This is a genomic window from Fibrobacter succinogenes (assembly GCF_902779965.1).
Classification (GTDB): Bacteria; Fibrobacterota; Fibrobacteria; order Fibrobacterales; family Fibrobacteraceae; genus Fibrobacter; species Fibrobacter succinogenes_F.
In genome coordinates this window covers 195,955-213,795 of the sequence record NZ_CACZDK010000001.1, presented here as the reverse complement: position 1 = coordinate 213,795, position 17,841 = coordinate 195,955, and the positions used below count along the sequence as shown (strand labels likewise).

Below are 17,841 nucleotides of genomic sequence, written 5' to 3'. Positions count from 1 at the left end.
TCTCTTCTATTCGTAATGGCTTAAGCTCTAATCTCACCCGCATAGCGGGTGGTTGTTAAAGCCGATGCTACGCATCGGCTTCTTACCTAAAGGACTTAACTGGATCCTTCCGCCTTCGGCGTCAGGATGACGAAGAAATAAGTCGGGATGACAAAGCAATGCGGGAGTGCCGCGCCCATCGACAAGCTCAGGGACCTTAGCAAAGCTACTTCTTTAACGCAGACAAGAATTCCTTGAGGCGCGAGTCCTTCGGATTGTCGAAAATTTCTTCGGGAGTGCCGTCTTCTTTGACGTAACCATCAGCAAAGAACAGCACACGGTTTGCGACTTCGCGGGCAAAGCTCATTTCGTGCGTCACGACAATCATCGTCATGCCAGACTTTGCAAGGTCCTTCATGATCTTGAGCACTTCACCGACCATTTCAGGATCCAAAGCGCTCGTCGGTTCATCAAAGAGGATTGCTTCGGGTTGCATCGCCATTGCACGGGCAATTGCCACACGTTGCTGCTGACCGCCAGAAAGTTGCGCCGGATAATGGTCGGCACGTTCCAAAAGGCCAACGCGTTTCAAAAGGTCTTTCGCGCGAACTTCGGCATCCGCTTTCGAAAGGCGTCCGAGCTTCACCGGAGCAAACATGATATTCTTAAGAGCAGTCATGTTCTTGAACAGGTTGAACTGCTGGAACACCATGCCCACGCGTTCGCGAATTTCAGGCTTTGAAACGCCCTTCGCCAAAATGCTCTTGCCGTCCAAAAGAATATCGCCACTCGTCGGATGTTCAAGCAAATTCAACTGGCGCAAGAATGTCGATTTACCGCAGCCCGAAGGTCCGATAATCGCAATCACGTCACCACGATGGATATCAAGAGAAATGCCCTTGAGGATTTGCTTGTCACCGTAAGATTTGCAAAGGTCCTTGACCTGGATTAAAGTTTCAGCATTAGCGTTCATTTTTCTTCAACCTCTTTTCAAGTTTTGCAACACAAGCCGAAAGCCCGGCGACAAGTATAAAGTAAATTGCAGCCACAGCAAGGAGCGGGAGCATAGCTTCGTAAGTCATGCTGCGGATGATATCACCGCCGCGAGTCAAATCGGTAAGGCCGATGTAACCGCAAATGGACGTTTCCTTGATGAGCGAGATAAATTCGTTCGTGAGCGCAGGAAGAGAATTTTTGAAAGCCTGCGGGTAAACGATGTGGTAAAGCACCGTGCGGAACTTGAGACCAAGGCTGCGTCCCGCTTCAATCTGTCCCGGATCTACGCCCTTGATACCACTGCGGATAATTTCAGAAACGTAAGCGCCGGAGTTCACACCAAACGCGACAATCGCGACAAGAATCTTGTTGACATTCACCGACGAAAAAACGATGTAATAAATGATGAGCAACTGGATCATCATCGGCGTTCCGCGAATCACGGCGAGGTAAGCTTTTGCAAACCAGTTCAAGACTTTATAGCGCCCGTTAAATTCGTTGTTCGTGCGGATTTGCGCAATCACAAAACCAATCATAATGCCGAGGAGAGCCGCAAAGAACGAAATGATAAGCGTATTGCGAAGACCCTCGACGATAAACTTCCAGCGAGAATCCTTCACGAAATTCTTATAAAGATGGTCGCTAAAGCTTTCATCGTTTTCAACAGCTTTGTCGCCACGAACAATCACGACAACTTTAGAAAGCGTGTAAGGAGTCGTAAAGTTGATGGACTTTTTGCGCTCTTCGGTAACCGTGAAACCCGCGAAACCGACATCCGCCTTACCCGAAGCAACCGCATTGATAATCGCATCAAATTCAATATCTTGGATTTCTACCGTACGGTGCATGAAATCCGCGATGTAGTTGACAATTTCAATATCAAGACCAACGACCTTCGCGTTCTCGTAATACTCATACGGAGGGAACTGTGCATTAGTCGAAAGCACAAGCTTCGGGCCTTCGGTCACCTTCTTTTGATAATGATAATTGCCGTTGCGATTGATGTAGGTATTGAAAAGCGAATCGTAAACGCCATCGAACTTCATCTGCGCAATTGCCTGATTCACAGAATCGAGCAGTGCTTCGTTGCCCTTCGCGACCACGCCCGCATACATCTCTTCGACAAAAACTTCTTCGAGAATGCGAAGCGACGGATTCTGACGCACGAAAGCCTTGGCCGGCTGATCATCGCTCATGACCGCATCGACCTTCCCCTGCATCAAAGCCTGCACAGCATCGGCAAGCTTCGTGTAGCGTTCCACGTCAATTTTCGCCGTATCGCCACCGAAATCCGAAGCGTAAATGTCAGCTGTGTTTCCAATCTGCACGCCCACTTTTTTGTGGCCGAGATCGCTAATAGAATGGACCCTATTGGGGATAACGCTCGACTCGCTTTCACATGATGTAAACAGCGAAACAAGCGCAATGAGGAGTGGGAAATATAACTTTCGTATCATTTTTTAACCTTAATTTTAAAGTTAGTTAAAAGCCGAAAGTTTGGGAACCCATGTGAGTTTTATTTAATAAATCAACCTCATTTCGTCTACGATAAGAGTCGCGCCCTTTGATCCCTCATAGTGGTTTCCATTGGCACTCGAAGCAAAAACCACACGGATATGCGTCACGGGCTCCTCCCCCGTTCCTTGCACAAGGCCGTTATAGATTGCAGATTTATTCGAAGATTCAAGCTTGGTGAGGAACACAGAAGAGCGTTCAATCGGAGAACCTGCGAGCGGTTCTCCATACTTGAGCTTGAGGCGAAGCGTGCGCATTCCATTTTCGTCCGGTTCAGAAACGCTCACGACATCTGGATTTTCGCGGCCAGAATTGTCTGCTTTCGTAGAGCGAAACCACGCTGAAGCCACCAGCTTGTTCACGTCACTCGACTTGCGGTTTACATTTTTATCACCCGTGCGGTTTTCAAGTAGAATGTAAATGTCACAACTATCGCCTTTGCCCTCGTAACTGAATTTGACTTCCATAAATTCGGGACGTGCAGCAAACGGTTTGCCAAAGTCCAAAAGTTCGTTGCCATCAGGCCATGTCTTAGCATTTCCCATCGAAAGCAATCCGACACCATTGGGGTTGAAAACAGCTGTATAGAGGCTTCCACTCGCCGTTTTTGTAAGAGCAGAACTCGTCTTAATTTCTGCACCAATCATGGTGCCCGATGTTATTTTATTCAACGTCGTTACAAGCGTATTAGCGCTACCCCAAATAGAATCAGGTATCACATCATCGCCCTTCCAGGAATTGAAATTCGAGCCCGGCAATTGATAGCCAGCCTTGACGGAGTACGTTTCGCTTTTGCCTTCGGCATTTTCGACCGTCACCGAGATGCCCGAGCCAAAATCGTAAGGCTTGCCCACTTCAACATTTGCAGTAGCACCATCCGAAAGTTCTAATGCAGAAAGTTCAAGAGAAGTCAAGTCCGTGCGGAAATCAAGATCGTCAACGCGAATCGATTTGCTTTCTTCGTTGACAACAGCCGTCCGGCCAGCAATTGAAAGCGCTAGGATTTTGGGAGCTGATGAAGCCGTAGAGTTGCTAGAAGCGAGAATCGTCGCGCTACTTGATGCAGAATTCGATGCAGAAGAACTTGCTACAGATGATGCAGAACTACTAGATTCACCGGACTTTGTCGAGCTGTTTGAGGACGCCGCAGACTTTGCGGAACTAGACGATGCCGAAACCGCACCAGAGCTAGACGAAAATTTATTCGAAGAGCTAGATTTACTAGAATCGCCGCCCTTTGATCCACTCGATTTGGAACTAGTCGAACTACTCGTTTTTGCAGCCGAACTACTTTCTGGTTTCACATTCGGAATATTAAAATTCAACTGCCAAATAGCCCTCTTGCCGCTTTCAGAAACAACAACAACATAAATTACATGATTCGAAGGCATTGCAATTTTATTGCCAACCTTAATTGCATTTTCTGAAACCGACACCTTTTCGGCAAGCGAATCCAATTTCAAAGAATCCGTCGGAAAATCAGACACATTGTCCTTTGCCAAATGGAGAGTAGCAAAATGACTCATGTCAATCGATTCGATCGTCACAGAATCCCATGTCCTAAGCGATTCCGGCGAAGCCACTAAATCAAATTCCATGCGATGAACATCCGGATAAACCGCAGGCGAACCATCCTGTTCGGCAACTGAAATTTCAGTCAACACGCGATAATCCGAAGCACCAAAAGTATCGTAATCTGCAGAGCAACCGTTCAAAAAGGCCATCGAAAAAATTCCAAAGAACAATAGCAGGGCGCATGCGCAACGATCAACTTTTGCTCGATTAAAATTTTCAAACATCATGACAAGCTCCTAGAAGAAATAGACCAGCGAAAAATCAAGCGCCAATAAGTTTATCTTAAAATTCACAATGTTGTAAGAAACTTCGCTCCGACGTTCACCATTTTCTTCCACGACCAACCAAGACGAACTCAGGCCAAGCAAGCCCACCGATGTTTCAAAAGCCAAACGATCCAACACCATAATGCAAAGGCCCGGATTGATACCGAACTTAAAAGTCCATCCATGATTTCGCGTTTTCGAAATATCCTCACCATCATCTGACTGCGAAATTCCATAGGAATATTCAGCAGTCAACGAAGTTTCATTAAAGAAATAAATCGTTCTCGAATCAAAAACCTTCAAATAATTTTTTAGGAACGGTTGCACAAAAAAACCATTGCTCACATACTTGCGGTGTTCCTTGATATCGGCCAAATCTTCGAGAATCGAATAATCGACATCGACAAAAGTGCGACTGAAACCTGCGCGCAATCCAACCGCCATGGCATCACGAATAAAATATCCGCCAAAAGCTTCCGCCGTAAATGTGTAACCTTCGGCTTTGTAAATATCACCAAAGAGAATATTCAAAGCATCATCGTCTGAATTGCCTTGGAGCAAAAAGAGCGTTGCGCCCGTGAGGAAATTTCCACGAGAAATCGCCTCATCTTTTTCAACAGGGAAAAGGCTACCGAGAAGCCCTCCTTTTTTCGCAGTCTTTGTTTTGACAGTATCCGACTCAGCGGTATTTGTCGGCAGCGAAGAAGCGATATACACAGAATTTGCAGCATTAGCAAAAGCAACCAATCCAACCCATAACACACAAAAAAAGAATCTATTGATCATAATCACAAAGATAAAAAATTTAAGTTCACAAAAAAGTGTTTTTTACTTGACAAAAAATCCCCGAGCAAAGATTCGCACGGGGACAGCTTACTTTTTTGCTATATCTATTTTTTACGATTTCACATTAGAAGAAGTTTATATTTAACCAACCTTTTTTACCGTCTTCTGTGAGCGAAATTCCACAAGCGACTGATTTGTAATTGCCCTTCATATTGAGGTAGTGACCGATATAGGAATAATCCTCTTTTTTATCGGGATCGCGTTCACCCCTTAGCACCAGAGCTTTTTCATCTTCCCACATCATCTTGAGGAATGCATCGGTGGCTTCGGTCGCCGTTTTGCGCCAAGATGTATTGAAGTTCGGGCCGCTGTTCTGCGCCCATTCTTCGCAAGCTCGGAAATGTCCATGAGCCTTATTTTCGGCAAGGTCATCACCCGCTTGCTTGTCGGTGCAGGTCTGTTTTTCTTCGGGAGCTAAGGTAAGCGGTTCCAAATTTTCAGTAGCACGATATTCGTTGATTTTGTCAAGGCAAGCTTCACGCCAATTTTCGTTGAAGAACGAAGAGCCAGTTGAAGAAGACGATGCCGCAGATGATGCCGGTGCTTTTTCAGAGGAGGAACTTGCAAGCTTCTTTTCTGAAGATGAGCTCGACAATTTTGCAGAAGAAGAACTCGCTGTCGATTTAGCAGACGACGAACTTACTGCTTTTGCGGATGAAGAACTAGTCGCACGGTCTACAGAGGAAGAACTAGCCGCAGTCTTTGCAGACGAACTCGATGTAGCCGCAACAGAGGACGAGCTCGAATTCTTTTTTACGCTAGAAGAAGATTTTAGAATATCGGATGGTACGGGATATTCATTTCCATCATCGTCATACATCACAAACGTCACGTTGTTAGAGTTATCGGAGCATGCCATAAACGCAAGAGCAAGCGATGTAACGGCAGCGAGTTTCAAAAGAGAAAAATTTTTAAACAAAGTATTTTTCATAATAAGCCTTATATTTATTCTATCGTAATATAATAAACTTAACTCGATAGTGGTAAAAAAGCGCTATTTTCGTCACATTTACGGTTCGCGGTCCCTAGAATACACCCCCATTTTTTACTATCTTTGGCGCCATGCTTAATGTTTCTAATGTCAGTCTTCAATATGGTAGCCGCGTCCTCTTCAAGGAAGTGAACCTTTCCTTCAAGCGCGGCAATTGCTACGGTGTTATCGGCGCAAATGGTGCCGGCAAGTCCACATTCCTCAAGATTCTTTCGGGCGAACTCGAACCGAACACGGGTGAAGTCACGAAGGACCCAGGCGAACGTATCGCCGTCCTCAAGCAGGACCACTTCGCCTACGAAAACAACACAGTCCTCGAAACCGTGATGATGGGTTTCCCTGAACTTTATGAACTGAGCAAGAAGCGCGACGAACTTTACGCCCTCCCTGAAATGACCGAAGAACAGGGCATGCAGGCCATGGAAATCGAAACGCGCTTTGGTGAAATCGGCGGTTACGAAGCCGACTCCAACGCAGCAGTGCTCCTCAAGGGCCTGGGTATTCCTGAAGAATTCCACTACAACTTGATGTCGGACCTCGACGGCGGCCAGAAAATTCGCGTACTCCTCGCCCAAGCGTTGTTCGGCAACCCAGACATTTTGCTTTTGGACGAACCGACGAACCACTTGGATTTGGAAACCGTCGGCTGGCTCGAAGATTACCTCGAACGCTTTGAAAACATCGTGATCGTGGTGAGCCATGACCGTCACTTCTTGAACGCCGTCTGCACGCACACTTGCGATATCGACTACGGCAAGATCAACATTTACGGCGGTAACTACGAATTCTGGTACGCAGCAAGCCAGCTCGCCCAGAAACAGCGCAAGGACCAGAACCGCCGCGCCGAAGAAAAGATTGAAGAATTGAAGGCGTTCATCCGCCGCTTCGCTTCGAACGCCGCTAAGGCCAAGCAGGCCACATCCCGTAAGAAACTCCTCGACAAGATGACAGTCGAAGAAATGCCGGCATCGAGCCGTAAGTTCCCGTGGGTGAACTTCAAGATGGACCGCGAACCGGGCAAGATCGTTCTCGAAGTCAAGAACGCCACTGTTGATGGCGGCGACGGCATCATTTGCAAGGGCCTGAACTTCTCGCTCGGCAACCAGGACAAGGTCGCTCTCGTCGGTGAATTCGACACGCTCAAGACCGCATTCTTCCAGCTCATTGCCGAAGAAATCAAGGCACCGGAAGGAGTGCTCAAGTGGGGCAACACCATCAGCTATAACTACTTCCCGAAGAACAACGACGCTTACTTCAAGACAGACCTTTCCCTCGTGGATTGGCTGCGCCAGTACAGCAAGGAACAGGACGAAACGTTCATCCGCGGATTCCTTGGACGTATGCTCTTTACCGGTGAAGAAGCCCTCAAGAGCGCAAACGTGCTCAGCGGTGGTGAAAAGGTGCGCTGCATGCTTTCGAAGATGATGCTTTCGAACGCAAACTGCTTGCTCCTCGACGAACCGACAGCTCACCTCGACTTGGAAGCCATCACCGCTTTGAACAACGGCCTCAAATCATTCCAGGGTCCGGTCATCTTCTGCTCTCAGGACCATGAATTTGTCCAAACTGTCGCTAACCGCGTTTTGGAACTCACGCCGAACGGTGTTGTGGACCGCAGCATTACCTTCGACGAATGGCTCGAAACCAAGAAGACTAAGAAGAAATAACTAGCGCCGCTTCGCGGCAGTTAGACCAATGCATCCGATTCGGCATTTTATCACGATTACAAAACATCGAAACGAGGTCGTCAGACTTTGCTTTAAAGCCGGTATCGGGTTGCAGGGGTTGTTCCACGATTTGTCAAAGTACAGCCCCACCGAATTTATTCCAGGTGCAAAATACTACACGGGCAAGGAGTCGCCAAACAACGGCGAGCGCCGCGACACGGGCATGAGCCTCGCGTGGATGCACCATAAAGGGCGCAACAAGCACCACTTTGAATTCTGGTACGATTACGACATGAAGACAAAGAAAATCGTGCCGATGGACATGCCGGACCGCTACATCAAGGAAATGTTCTGCGACCGCGTGGCCGCTTCCAAGACGTACAACAAGGAAACTTACACGCAAGAAGCTCCGCTCCTGTATTTGACAAAAAGTACCGCCCACGAAAAAATGACGGAAACGACTTACAAGAAGTTGCTGTTTTTGCTCAAGAAGCTTGCGACGGATGGAGAAAAAGAAACGCTCAGGTTCATGCGGCATTGCAAGGAACTGCCGACGGAATAAGTATATTTAAACATGATGCCCGCTCGGTGGCGGGCATGACATTAACGTATTGCGAATGTTCGCGACTTTACCCCCGCCCTGCGGGATACCAGAACGGAAAGGCAAATTATGGAACTTGGAAGAATCAACCGCGCCCGCGTGGAATCCATCACACCGCAAGGTTACTACCTGGAACTTGAAACCGGCGGCAGCGTGCTCCTCCCTGGCAACCGCAACAAATTCACACTCGTCGAAGGCGAAATCATCGACGTGTTCATTTATACGGACTCCGAAGACCGCCCCATCGCAACGCTCGACAAGCCACTCGCACAAGTGGGCGAATTCGCCGTGCTCACGGTCAAGGAAGTGAACCGCGTGGGCGCGTTTTTGGACTGGGGCCTCAACAAGGACTTGTTCCTCCCCTTCAAGCAACAGCTTGGCGAATTGCAGAAAGGCGACCGCTGCGTTGTCTTTGTGCTCGAAGACGAAAAGAGTGGGCGCATTATCGCCACAGAAAAAATCAAGAGTTTTATCGACCCGGACACGAACGATTTGCACATCGGGCAACGCGTTGAACTTGCCGCTTACGAAGTCACGCCAGATTACGTCGATTGCCTTGTAGATTACCGCTACACGGGACGCCTCATGATGACGCCCGGCATGGAACGCATCTACATCGGCGATACGATGCCGGGATTTATCCAGCGCTTCACGAGCGACGGAAAGATTACGCTCAACTTGACTCCGGTCGGATACAAGGGCATGATGAAGAGCGAAAGCCCGAACGCCATTTTGCAGAAGCTCGAAGAAGCAGGCGGATTCCTCCCCTACGGCGACCACACCGATCCCGAAACGATCCGTCGCGAGTTTGGCATGTCCAAGAAAGCGTTCAAGAAGATTATCGGATCGCTCTTCCGCGAAGAAAAAATCGTGATTGAAGAAGACGGAATCCGCGCAGTTTAAATGGCGCGATATAAAGTGCGCAGTTTAAATTGCGCGATATAAAGTGCGCAGTTTAAATTGCGCGATATAAAGAGCGCAGTTTAAAGCGAAAAATTGGGTTCTGTAACGCAAATTCTTAAAAAATGCCTAAATTTACGTAAAAAAATTTGATTTTAGCTCATTTTTACGTAAATTTCCGTACAAACTAATCAATTTTATTAAAAATAAGTACCTCTGAAGATGTTTTCAGGGTACTTTTTTTGAAATTTACCCCTATTCAGGGCATATTTCATACCCCCAAAATCAATTTTTGCCCAATTATTAGCAGACAACATAAAAAAAATTACGTAAAAATTCGAGAAAATCCTCAAATTTTTACGTAAAAAAAGCGCTTTTTTCAAATTCGTGCTTTTCCGCGCGATTCAAACAAATTAAAAATTCACTTCGTCGGCGTTGAGCACCTTAAGCTCAATGCGGCGATTGGCGCGGCGACCCGCTTCAGTCGAATTGTCACCCTTCGGGCGGCTCGGACCATAGCCCACAGCGGTCACGCGTTCCGCTTCGATTCCATTTTCAATCATGTAATCGCGAACGCTATTGGCGCGATCTTCAGAAAGCTTCTGATTGAGTTCTTCACCGCCTTCGCTACTCGTGTGTCCTTCGACCTCAATCTTAGCCTTCGGATTACGCTTGAGGCCCGCAATGGCTGCATTGAGCGTTTTCAAAGAACCCGGAACGAGTTCGGCGCTCCCGGCCTTGAACGTAACGCCCGTAAGTTCAGAACGAGTATCATCAAAGACGACCGTAATCCCACCCGTGCTAGCCGTGCGCGATACATACGGCGTTTCGCCACATTCAAAAGGGCCCGTCAAGCTTTCGCAGAGGATGGTGTAAGTATCTTCACGCGGGATATGGAAACTAGCTTCGCCATACACGTCAGTCGTCACAACAACCTTCTTGCCCTTGTTCTGCCCCACAAATGTGAGTTTTTTCTTCGCATGCGGAACATCCTCGTTATTCGTGTAGGTCACGTTCAACACAGCGTGTGTCTTGTTCGGGGCAAGCTTTCCGGCAGCGGCAAAGGATACACCAACCAAAGCCGAAAGCAGGGTGCGGGAAATCAATCTCATTCTAGTACTCCGTTATAAAATCGATGCAAAAAATGCATGTTAAAAATAAAAATTGAACGGCCTAGTTTCAAATAATCTTTAAATAATTCCTAAAATTTCTAGATTTTCGCACGAACAATTATACGGAGATCCTATGAATTTCAAAAAAATTGCAAGCGCACTTTTAGTTGCCGGCATGGCTACAACCGCATTTGCAGCTGACGGAGAATTTGGCCTCAAGGGTAACGTCCAGACTCAGGCGACCAAGATGATCGCAGACAAAGACAACAACCTGAGTTCCTTCTGGATCCGCGCCAACATCGGCGGACAGTACAAGAGCGAAAACTTCGACGCTCTCGTGATGCTTCGCATTTTTGCACCGCAGTTCGGCAACAAGATCAAGGACGGCGATGGCAAGACCACGAGCTACGACAAGATTCTCGCGGACCTCTATTGGGCAAACTACAAGTGGGCTTACAACGACCATGCCTTCAATCTCAAGATTGGTCACTGGAAGACGGACTGGTCCCAATCCACTCACTTCGGTACCTATATCGATAAAGACCTCACAGCTCGCGGCCTCTGGATGCGCGACTATAGCCACAACGCCATCGAATTCGGCTGGCAAACCGGCTATTCCAACTTCTCCGCAATGCTCGCCACCCGCGACAACAAGGCCAACACGGGCTACATCCGCATTGAAGAAGACCTCAAATTTGATTTCCCGCTCGAAGCTAAGTTCGCCTACCGCGTAAACGCCATCGACCCGATACAAAATACAGCCTACGTTACACACCGCCTGGCCACTTACTTAAGTTTCAATCCGGTAGAAGTCTTGCGCTTCTACGGTGAATACGGCTACATTTTCACACAAGACGATGGAAACAAGGAAAATGTATCTAACTTTGTCGCTCCGGAATATAAGTATTTGAAGTCCGCATCTTACCACCCGTTCTACCTCGGCGCTGAATTCGCTCCGTATCAAGATTGCTTTATGAGCTATCTCATGAGCAGCCTCTATGTGGAATGGGAACACATCAACGACCGCGCTTCACTCACTGGAGGCAAGAAAATCGATGATTGGGCATGGACCGTTGCATGGGCCAAGAAGGTTGGCAAATCCAAGCTCCAGTTCAGCGTCTACAGCGGTAACGAAATCAGCGATGTCGGTTTCGCCTTCCGCTTGACCAGCACAATCAAGTAATAAACGCCAAAACGCGCGGGCATATTAACTAAACTGCGCGAAGTTTGCGAAAAGCATTTGAAATGCCAGGGTAACAAGCCCTGGCTTTTTACATTAATAAGTGAAAAAGCGAGAATACCAATTACTTTAAGAAAAATTTTATCGTTGTGAGAATGGAGCGTCGGCCAAGGATGGGGAGGGTGCAGGGAGGGGCCCGTGCGGCCTTCGCAAAAGTGTGCAAAATGAGTGTCGCGGGAGGCTGCTCGCAGACTCACATGACTGAATGCTGCCACGGACGCGTAAGCGTCAACTCCGAGCTGGGGCCCCGCCCGCAAGACTTTCATATTACAAAAAAAGCCTAACCTTTTCGGTTAGACTTTTTTATACCCCTTGGGCGGAAAGTAAAAACGCCAGCCCCCAGGCTGACTTTTTATACCCCTTGGGCGGAAAGTAAAAACGCCCAACCTTTGGTTGGACGTTTTTATACCCCCAAGCGGACTCGAACCGCTGTTGCGGGAATGAGAATCCCGAGTCCTAGGCCACTAGACGATGGGGGCAAGTGCGGCACATTATAGCAAATTAAGCGTATTCCGTCAACTAATTTTAGTTACTAGTTTATAGTTAAGAGTTACTAGAGATTCTTGAAATACAATTCTAGTAACTCAGAACTCGGAACTGTGCCGTAGGCACGAACACTAGTCTCTGTAGAACAAGTCGAGATTGCTCTTGACCGGCGTAGAAGCTTCAAGATTCGTGACGTAATCATTGAAAGCTGTCATCACGCCAAAGCGGTAGGAGTTTTCTTCATCCTGCTTGATAGCTTCTTCAACATCTTCAATCTTCGGAGTCTTCTTAGAAACGACCTTGAGCATCACGGCGCCGTTTTCAGCAACAACCGGAGCGGTCCATTCACCGACCTTAGCCTTGCCCACAACGCGAGCGATCTGAGCATTGCCGTAGCCAAAGCCCGGAACAAAGCCATCGACAGAAGCGTTCTTAGTTTCAAGTTCGATCTTTTCAATCTTTGCAGCGGTATCAGCCGGATTCCAAGCCTTGACCTGAGCAGCAACAGAGTTCAGGTAGATTTCAGCAGCCTTGGCAGACTTCTGCTTGAGAAGCGTTTCCTTGATATCATTGTAGTAAAGCGGGAGGCTACGTTCACCAGCCTTGAAAGTACCGATTTTCTTAGCAATAGCAACCCACTTGTTGTTGCGGAGCACGCCAGAAATTTCGCTTTCTTCCTTCGGGAGGTTTTCGTTCGGCCATGCATAAGAGGTAAGGCCCTTGATGTAACCGAGAGCAGCGATGTTGCCATCGTTAGATACCCATTCAGAAGTCTTGACTTCGAGACCGCGAGCCTGAGCTTCGGTGAGCAAGTCAGAACCAGCATCGACATCCTTCTTGATGCTCGTGAGAATCTTTTCAAGGCTATCAATAGTATTAGAAGAAGCAGTCACAGTGAGGAGAATGTGGCCAACCTTGACCTTTTCGACTTCACCCTTAGCGTTCTTCACATTACCGTAAGACTTGATGATGTGGTAACCGAACTGAGTGCGAACCGGTTCAGAAATCTTGCCAGAATCAAGAGCGAAAGCAGCGTCTTCGAACGGCTTCACGTAAGCACCACGGCCAACGAAATCATCGCTCAAGATGCCACCCTTTTCGGCACTGCCCGGATCTTCAGAAGAAACGCGAGCCATATCTTCGAATGTCGTAGTCGAAGAAGAATCGGTGAGCTGGTAGTAAAGCGTCATTGCATATTCACGGATGCTAGCATCGTCGCCTGCAGTTGCTTCGACTGGGATAGAAACATACTGGAACTGAGCCATATCCTTCTGCACAAAGAAGCTATCCATGTGAGCCTTGAAGTAGCCTGCAACCATCACGCTATCCACGGAGTTGGAATCTACAACAAAGTTAGAGCTCGGGGCAACCGCCACCTGCAGTTCGTAATCAGTCATGCGGCGTTCAACACTCCACTTGGCTTCGAGAGCGGTCGGATGAACAGAAGCACCAATCAAAGTCTGGAGCTGACGAGCCGGAATGGTGTTGTTCTTCATTTCATCTTCGAGCATGAGCATTGCGCTCCAGCGGTATGCAGCCGGAGTTTCAATCCAAGCGTCATAATCAGCCTTGTTGAAAGTCGTGTCCGTGAGAAACTTCGGGAGAGACGAGAGGTAAGCCTGAGAGCGCTGGATCAGGTCTTCCTGAGAAGTAGCCTGCTGCTGGATAGCATAGAGGCGAGCCTGAGCTTCCTGAACCAAGCGGGCACGAACAGCATCGGAATTGCGCTTGAACTCGTTCTTGAGTTCTGCAACCGAGGCGCTAAGTTCGGCCTTTTCGAACTGTTCGGCAAACAAAGCCTGGCGGACGAAGCTAGAAAACACCTGAGCGCGAAGCTGGGAATACTGTTCGTCATCCAAGTGCTGATTCTGGTACTGGTTCTGCACGATCATCTTCACGCGAGAATCAAAGTCCGTGTAAGAAATCTTGGTATCGTTGACAATGCCGATAGGATAGCTACGTCCCTGATCCGGAACACGGTCCATGGCCAAAAGACCGATGGCGATACCGGCAGCAAAGATCACAATTACCCACTTGGCTTTTTCATTAATCCACGTTAACATAGAGACAACTCCATTAAAATTTTGTCGCACGAAAAATAGCAAAAAAAAATGTTTGCATTTTATTTTATCGAAATTGCAAGCCAAATATAATGCCGAAAATCCCTATTTTTTCTATTTATTGGACATAAAAAAATACATCAATTCCTTTGGAGTATCTCATGTACGATATTTTGGTTCTGGGTGCCGGCATTTCTGGATTGAGCGCAGCTCTCCATGCGGCAGAAAAAGGTTTCCACGTAGTTATCCTAACCAAAGGAGCAAAGCCGGACGGCTCATCAAACTACGCCCAGGGTGGTATCGCTACCGTTACTGAAAAATCAGACAAATTTGAATTCCACATTGCAGACACGCTCGAAGCCGGCGCAGGCCTCTGCAAAAAAGAACCGGTCAACATCCTGACCAAGAGCGGGCCTTCGACCATCAAGCAGCTCGTCAAGTGGGGCGTCGAGTTCACACCATCGCCCGAGGATAAATCGCAATTCGACCTTCACCTCGAAGGCGGACACAGCCACCACCGCATTTTGCACGCCGCAGACCTCACTGGTAAAGAAATCATGCGCGCGCTCCTTTGCGAACTCCACAAGCAAAAGAACATCGACTACCTCGAAAACTGCTACATCAAGGACTTGATTTGCGAAGGCGAAGGCAAGGCCAAGCGTTGCATCGGCGCAAAGATTATTCACCAGAAGTCCGGTGAAGTCGAAAGCATCTACGCCAAGGCAACCATCCTTTCTACAGGTGGTGCTGGTCGCATTTGGCAGTACACGGTTTGCCCGCCCGACAGCTGTGGCGATGGCATGGCGATTGCCGCCCGCGCAGGTGCTGCCCTCCAAGACATTGAATTCATGCAGTTCCACCCCACAAGCTTATACGCCCCCAAGTTCAAGAAGCCGTTCCTCATTTCCGAAGCGGTTCGCGGTTTTGGCGGCATCCTCAAGAACGACAAGGGCGAAGAATTCATGAACCAGGTGCACCCGCTGCATTCCCTCGCCCCCCGCGATATCGTTGCCCGCGCCATCCACAGCGAAATGCAACGACTCGGCAAGGACCACATGTTTATCGACCTTTCCGGTCGCACGCCCAAAGACATCAAGAGCCACTTCCCGCACATTTATTCTAAGTGCATGGATGCTGGCATCGACATCACGAAGGAATGGATTCCAGTCGTCCCGGCAGCCCATTACATGTGCGGTGGCGTTCTCGTCGATACTTGGTCTCGCACAGAAATCAAGGGACTCTATGCTTGCGGCGAAGTTGCAGCAACAGGCGTTCACGGAGCAAACCGTCTCGCCTCTAACTCGCTTTTGGAAAGCGTTGTTTTTGCCATCCGCGCTGTCGATGACATCGAAAAGAGCGGCATCGCCAAGGAAAAGTTGAACGTATCCAAATCCAAGAAGGAAACCGTCAGCTTCGCAAAGGCCGCCTACTGGAAGAAACGCAAGAAAATGCTTCAGGACATGATGTGGACCCACTGCGGCATCGTACGCACGGTTGCAGGCCTCAACCAAGGCCTCAAGGTCATTGAAGAACTCCAGAAAGATGTCGATACGGCGATTAAGAACAAAGAAACAGAAAACTTACACTTCCTTGAATTCCTCAATGCATTGCAGGTTTCCAAGATGATCCTCATTGCAGCTCTCCGTCGCAAGGAATCTCGCGGTCTTCACTACATCCTCGATTACCCCAATCAGGACCCGAAGACAAAGCACCAGAGCATTTACCTGAGCGACAAGAAATAAATCTTTTTCTATATAGGGACGCATGGAAGAAGTCAAGGCAACACAATCGAGGAAAAAAGTCAAGGACCAACTACCGTCAAAAATTGGCGGATACAAGCCCATCCAAGCCCTGAACAGCGGGGCCATGGGTAGTTTGTGGCTTTGCAGGGACCCTTCGCTCGACCGCCTCGTCGTTGCCAAAAGACTCCATTCGAACTTGAACCAGCAAGAAATGTACATCAAGCGGTTCTTGCAAGAAGGGAGCATTCTCGCCCACTTGAACCATCCGAGCATCATCCAGCCGTATGCCCTCTGGAAAGACAGCGACGGCAATTACACGATGTCCATGGAATACGTACAAGGTTCAAGCCTCAAGGATTTACTTTTGAGGAACAAGCGACCGCCAGTTTGGGTTGTCGAGACTATCTTGTACGAACTCTTGAGCGCATTGAGCCACGCCCACCGCAACGGAGTCACGCACCGCGATTTAAAACCAGCGAACATGATGATCGATAAGGACGGACGCGTTCGCCTCTTGGACTTTGGCATTGCCCATACCGACACGCCACTCGAAATCGGCAAGGAACTCACGCAGACCGGATGCATCATCGGCACCGCCGCTTACATGAGCCCCGAGCAAATCATGGGCGAAAAGGTCAATTACGCAAGTGACCTCTATAGCGTTGGCATCATCGCCAGCGAAATGCTCATCGGCGAAAATCTTTTCCGCGGCAAGGACTTCGAAGAAACTCGTGAAAACATCCTCAAGATGAAATTCAAGTTGGAAGTTTTCCCGGATGACGTTCCCAAGCCTCTCCGCAAATTCGTCTTGAAACTCCTCAATAAGCGAGCAAGCAAGCGCCCGTCCTCGGCCTGCGATGCAGCCAACGAACTTGCCGACATCATGAAGGAATACCCGCGCGACATGACTCCATACATCGCCGAGTGGGCAGATACGGTAAACGAAGACCAACCCATCGAAACCGTTATGTCTCCGAAGCCGCAAAAAACTACATTTAAGTATGGAATAGGATTTATACTTGGAGTGAGTGTTGCGACGGCAGCTTTTATTGCCATCCAGCTTGCGACTTAGAGGATTAGTCCAATGAATTGGATAGACATTACTTGCAGCGCTTGTCTGCTTGTTTTTGGCGCCCTCGGATTATGGCGCGGACTACTCGGAAGCGTATTTAGATTTTGCGCTTGGGTCTCTGCAATTTTCGGCGCTTACTTTGCACAAAGTCTTTTCGGTGACTTTTTTGTAAGGAATTTCGCGTTTGGCGATTTTGCATCACACCTCATCTGCACATGCATCGGCTTTTTGGTTCCGTTCTTGCTGTTCACGTTTATCGGGCACTTGGTCGGAGATTCCATCAAGAATACGATTGTCGGGAAAACAAACCGAATTCTTGGACTTTTGTTCGGACTCATCAAGGCCGTACTCATCTGCTTTGTTTTGCTCACGATTTTGCACTTGCTCCCCGTCGAAGGGAACCTCAAGAACTTGAGGAACGATGCCATTTCTTACAGCATCTACAAGTCTTCGCTCGAAACGATGGGCTATTCCTCTGACGAAGTAAACCTCCGTAAGATGGCAAAAGAAAAAGCAAGCGAGCTCACCAAGACAATTACAGACAAAGCCAAAGGCTCTACCGAACAAACTGCGGACAGCGCAAAGGCAGCCGTCAAAAACGCAGCAGACAGCCTCACAAATAAAGTTAGCGAGACTGCCGAAAGAGCAAAAGACGCCGCCATCGCCGCCAAGGAAGCCGCTATAAAGACCTTCGAAGAAGGCAAATCCAGCGCATCCAAAGATTCGAGCGCTTCTAAGAAGAAACCATAAATAGAGATGCCCGCACAGTGCACGGTGGCGGGCATGACAATTG

Annotated in this window: 14 protein-coding genes and 1 tRNA gene; 7 read left to right on the top strand and 8 right to left on the bottom strand. The window is 48.3% G+C overall.

What is annotated here, in order from left to right; translation table 11 throughout:
* Positions 1-205: 205 nt before the first annotated feature.
* From HUF13_RS00920 to HUF13_RS00900, 5 genes are all read right to left on the bottom strand, one after another.
* Positions 206-952, bottom strand: a complete 747-nt coding sequence (locus HUF13_RS00920) for an amino acid ABC transporter ATP-binding protein (protein WP_173473380.1) — start codon at positions 950-952, stop codon at positions 206-208.
* Positions 942-2,432: an ABC transporter substrate-binding protein/permease gene (locus HUF13_RS00915; protein ID WP_173473379.1), complete on the bottom strand. Its 1,491-nt coding sequence runs from the start codon at positions 2,430-2,432 to the stop codon at positions 942-944. The genes HUF13_RS00920 and HUF13_RS00915 overlap by 11 nt, the downstream gene beginning before the upstream one ends.
* Before the next feature lie 63 nt (positions 2,433-2,495).
* Positions 2,496-4,292: a PCMD domain-containing protein gene (locus HUF13_RS00910; RefSeq protein WP_173473378.1), complete on the bottom strand. Its 1,797-nt coding sequence runs from the start codon at positions 4,290-4,292 to the stop codon at positions 2,496-2,498.
* Between the two features lie 9 nt (positions 4,293-4,301).
* A complete protein-coding gene (locus tag HUF13_RS00905) occupies positions 4,302-5,078 on the bottom strand; it encodes a hypothetical protein (protein ID WP_173473377.1) in 777 nt (258 codons plus the stop codon).
* Positions 5,079-5,241: 163 nt separating this feature from the next.
* Positions 5,242-6,108 (bottom strand): CAP domain-containing protein, encoded by an 867-nt coding sequence (locus HUF13_RS00900; protein WP_173473376.1) that lies wholly within the window; start codon positions 6,106-6,108, stop codon positions 5,242-5,244.
* A 131-nt stretch (positions 6,109-6,239) separates the two neighbouring features.
* Between HUF13_RS00900 and HUF13_RS00895 the strand changes: the two genes are divergently transcribed.
* The 3 genes from HUF13_RS00895 (at position 6,240) to HUF13_RS00885 (ending at position 9,339) form a co-directional block, all read left to right on the top strand.
* On the top strand, positions 6,240-7,835 hold the full coding sequence (locus HUF13_RS00895; RefSeq protein ID WP_173473375.1) for an ABC-F family ATP-binding cassette domain-containing protein: 1,596 nt from the start codon (positions 6,240-6,242) through the stop codon (positions 7,833-7,835).
* Between the two features lie 28 nt (positions 7,836-7,863).
* Positions 7,864-8,397, top strand: a complete 534-nt coding sequence (locus HUF13_RS00890; protein WP_173473374.1) for a DUF5662 family protein — start codon at positions 7,864-7,866, stop codon at positions 8,395-8,397.
* Between the two features lie 108 nt (positions 8,398-8,505).
* Complete coding sequence (locus tag HUF13_RS00885) at positions 8,506-9,339, top strand: S1 RNA-binding domain-containing protein (RefSeq protein ID WP_173473373.1); 834 nt, start codon at positions 8,506-8,508, stop codon at positions 9,337-9,339.
* A 410-nt stretch (positions 9,340-9,749) separates the two neighbouring features.
* Here the strand turns inward: HUF13_RS00885 and HUF13_RS00880 are convergent, their stop codons facing one another.
* Positions 9,750-10,448 (bottom strand): OmpA family protein, encoded by a 699-nt coding sequence (locus HUF13_RS00880; protein ID WP_173473372.1) that lies wholly within the window; start codon positions 10,446-10,448, stop codon positions 9,750-9,752.
* Positions 10,449-10,581: 133 nt separating this feature from the next.
* Here HUF13_RS00880 and HUF13_RS00875 point away from each other — a divergent pair, with 133 nt between their 5' ends.
* The gene (locus HUF13_RS00875) at positions 10,582-11,631 is read left to right on the top strand and encodes a hypothetical protein (RefSeq protein WP_173473371.1); all 1,050 of its coding nucleotides are present in this window, start codon (positions 10,582-10,584) and stop codon (positions 11,629-11,631) included.
* A 463-nt stretch (positions 11,632-12,094) separates the two neighbouring features.
* On the opposite strand, the gene HUF13_RS00870 is transcribed toward HUF13_RS00875, so the two are convergent.
* Together HUF13_RS00870 and HUF13_RS00865 are read right to left on the bottom strand one after the other, a co-directional pair.
* Positions 12,095-12,167 (bottom strand) — tRNA-Glu (locus HUF13_RS00870).
* Between the two features lie 138 nt (positions 12,168-12,305).
* Positions 12,306-14,237 carry a peptidylprolyl isomerase gene (locus HUF13_RS00865; RefSeq protein WP_173473370.1) on the bottom strand — a complete coding sequence of 644 codons (1,932 nt, stop codon included), beginning with the start codon at positions 14,235-14,237 and terminating at the stop codon, positions 12,306-12,308.
* A 158-nt stretch (positions 14,238-14,395) separates the two neighbouring features.
* Here HUF13_RS00865 and nadB point away from each other — a divergent pair, with 158 nt between their 5' ends.
* The 3 genes from nadB to HUF13_RS00850 are packed head-to-tail and all read left to right on the top strand — an operon-like array spanning position 14,396 to position 17,798.
* A complete protein-coding gene (nadB, locus tag HUF13_RS00860; RefSeq protein WP_173473369.1) occupies positions 14,396-15,976 on the top strand; it encodes an L-aspartate oxidase in 1,581 nt (526 codons plus the stop codon).
* 22 nt (positions 15,977-15,998) lie between these two features.
* Positions 15,999-17,048 carry a serine/threonine-protein kinase gene (locus HUF13_RS00855; RefSeq protein ID WP_173473368.1) on the top strand — a complete coding sequence of 350 codons (1,050 nt, stop codon included), beginning with the start codon at positions 15,999-16,001 and terminating at the stop codon, positions 17,046-17,048.
* 12 nt (positions 17,049-17,060) lie between these two features.
* Positions 17,061-17,798, top strand: a complete 738-nt coding sequence (locus HUF13_RS00850) for a CvpA family protein (protein ID WP_173473367.1) — start codon at positions 17,061-17,063, stop codon at positions 17,796-17,798.
* Positions 17,799-17,841: the final 43 nt, after the last annotated feature.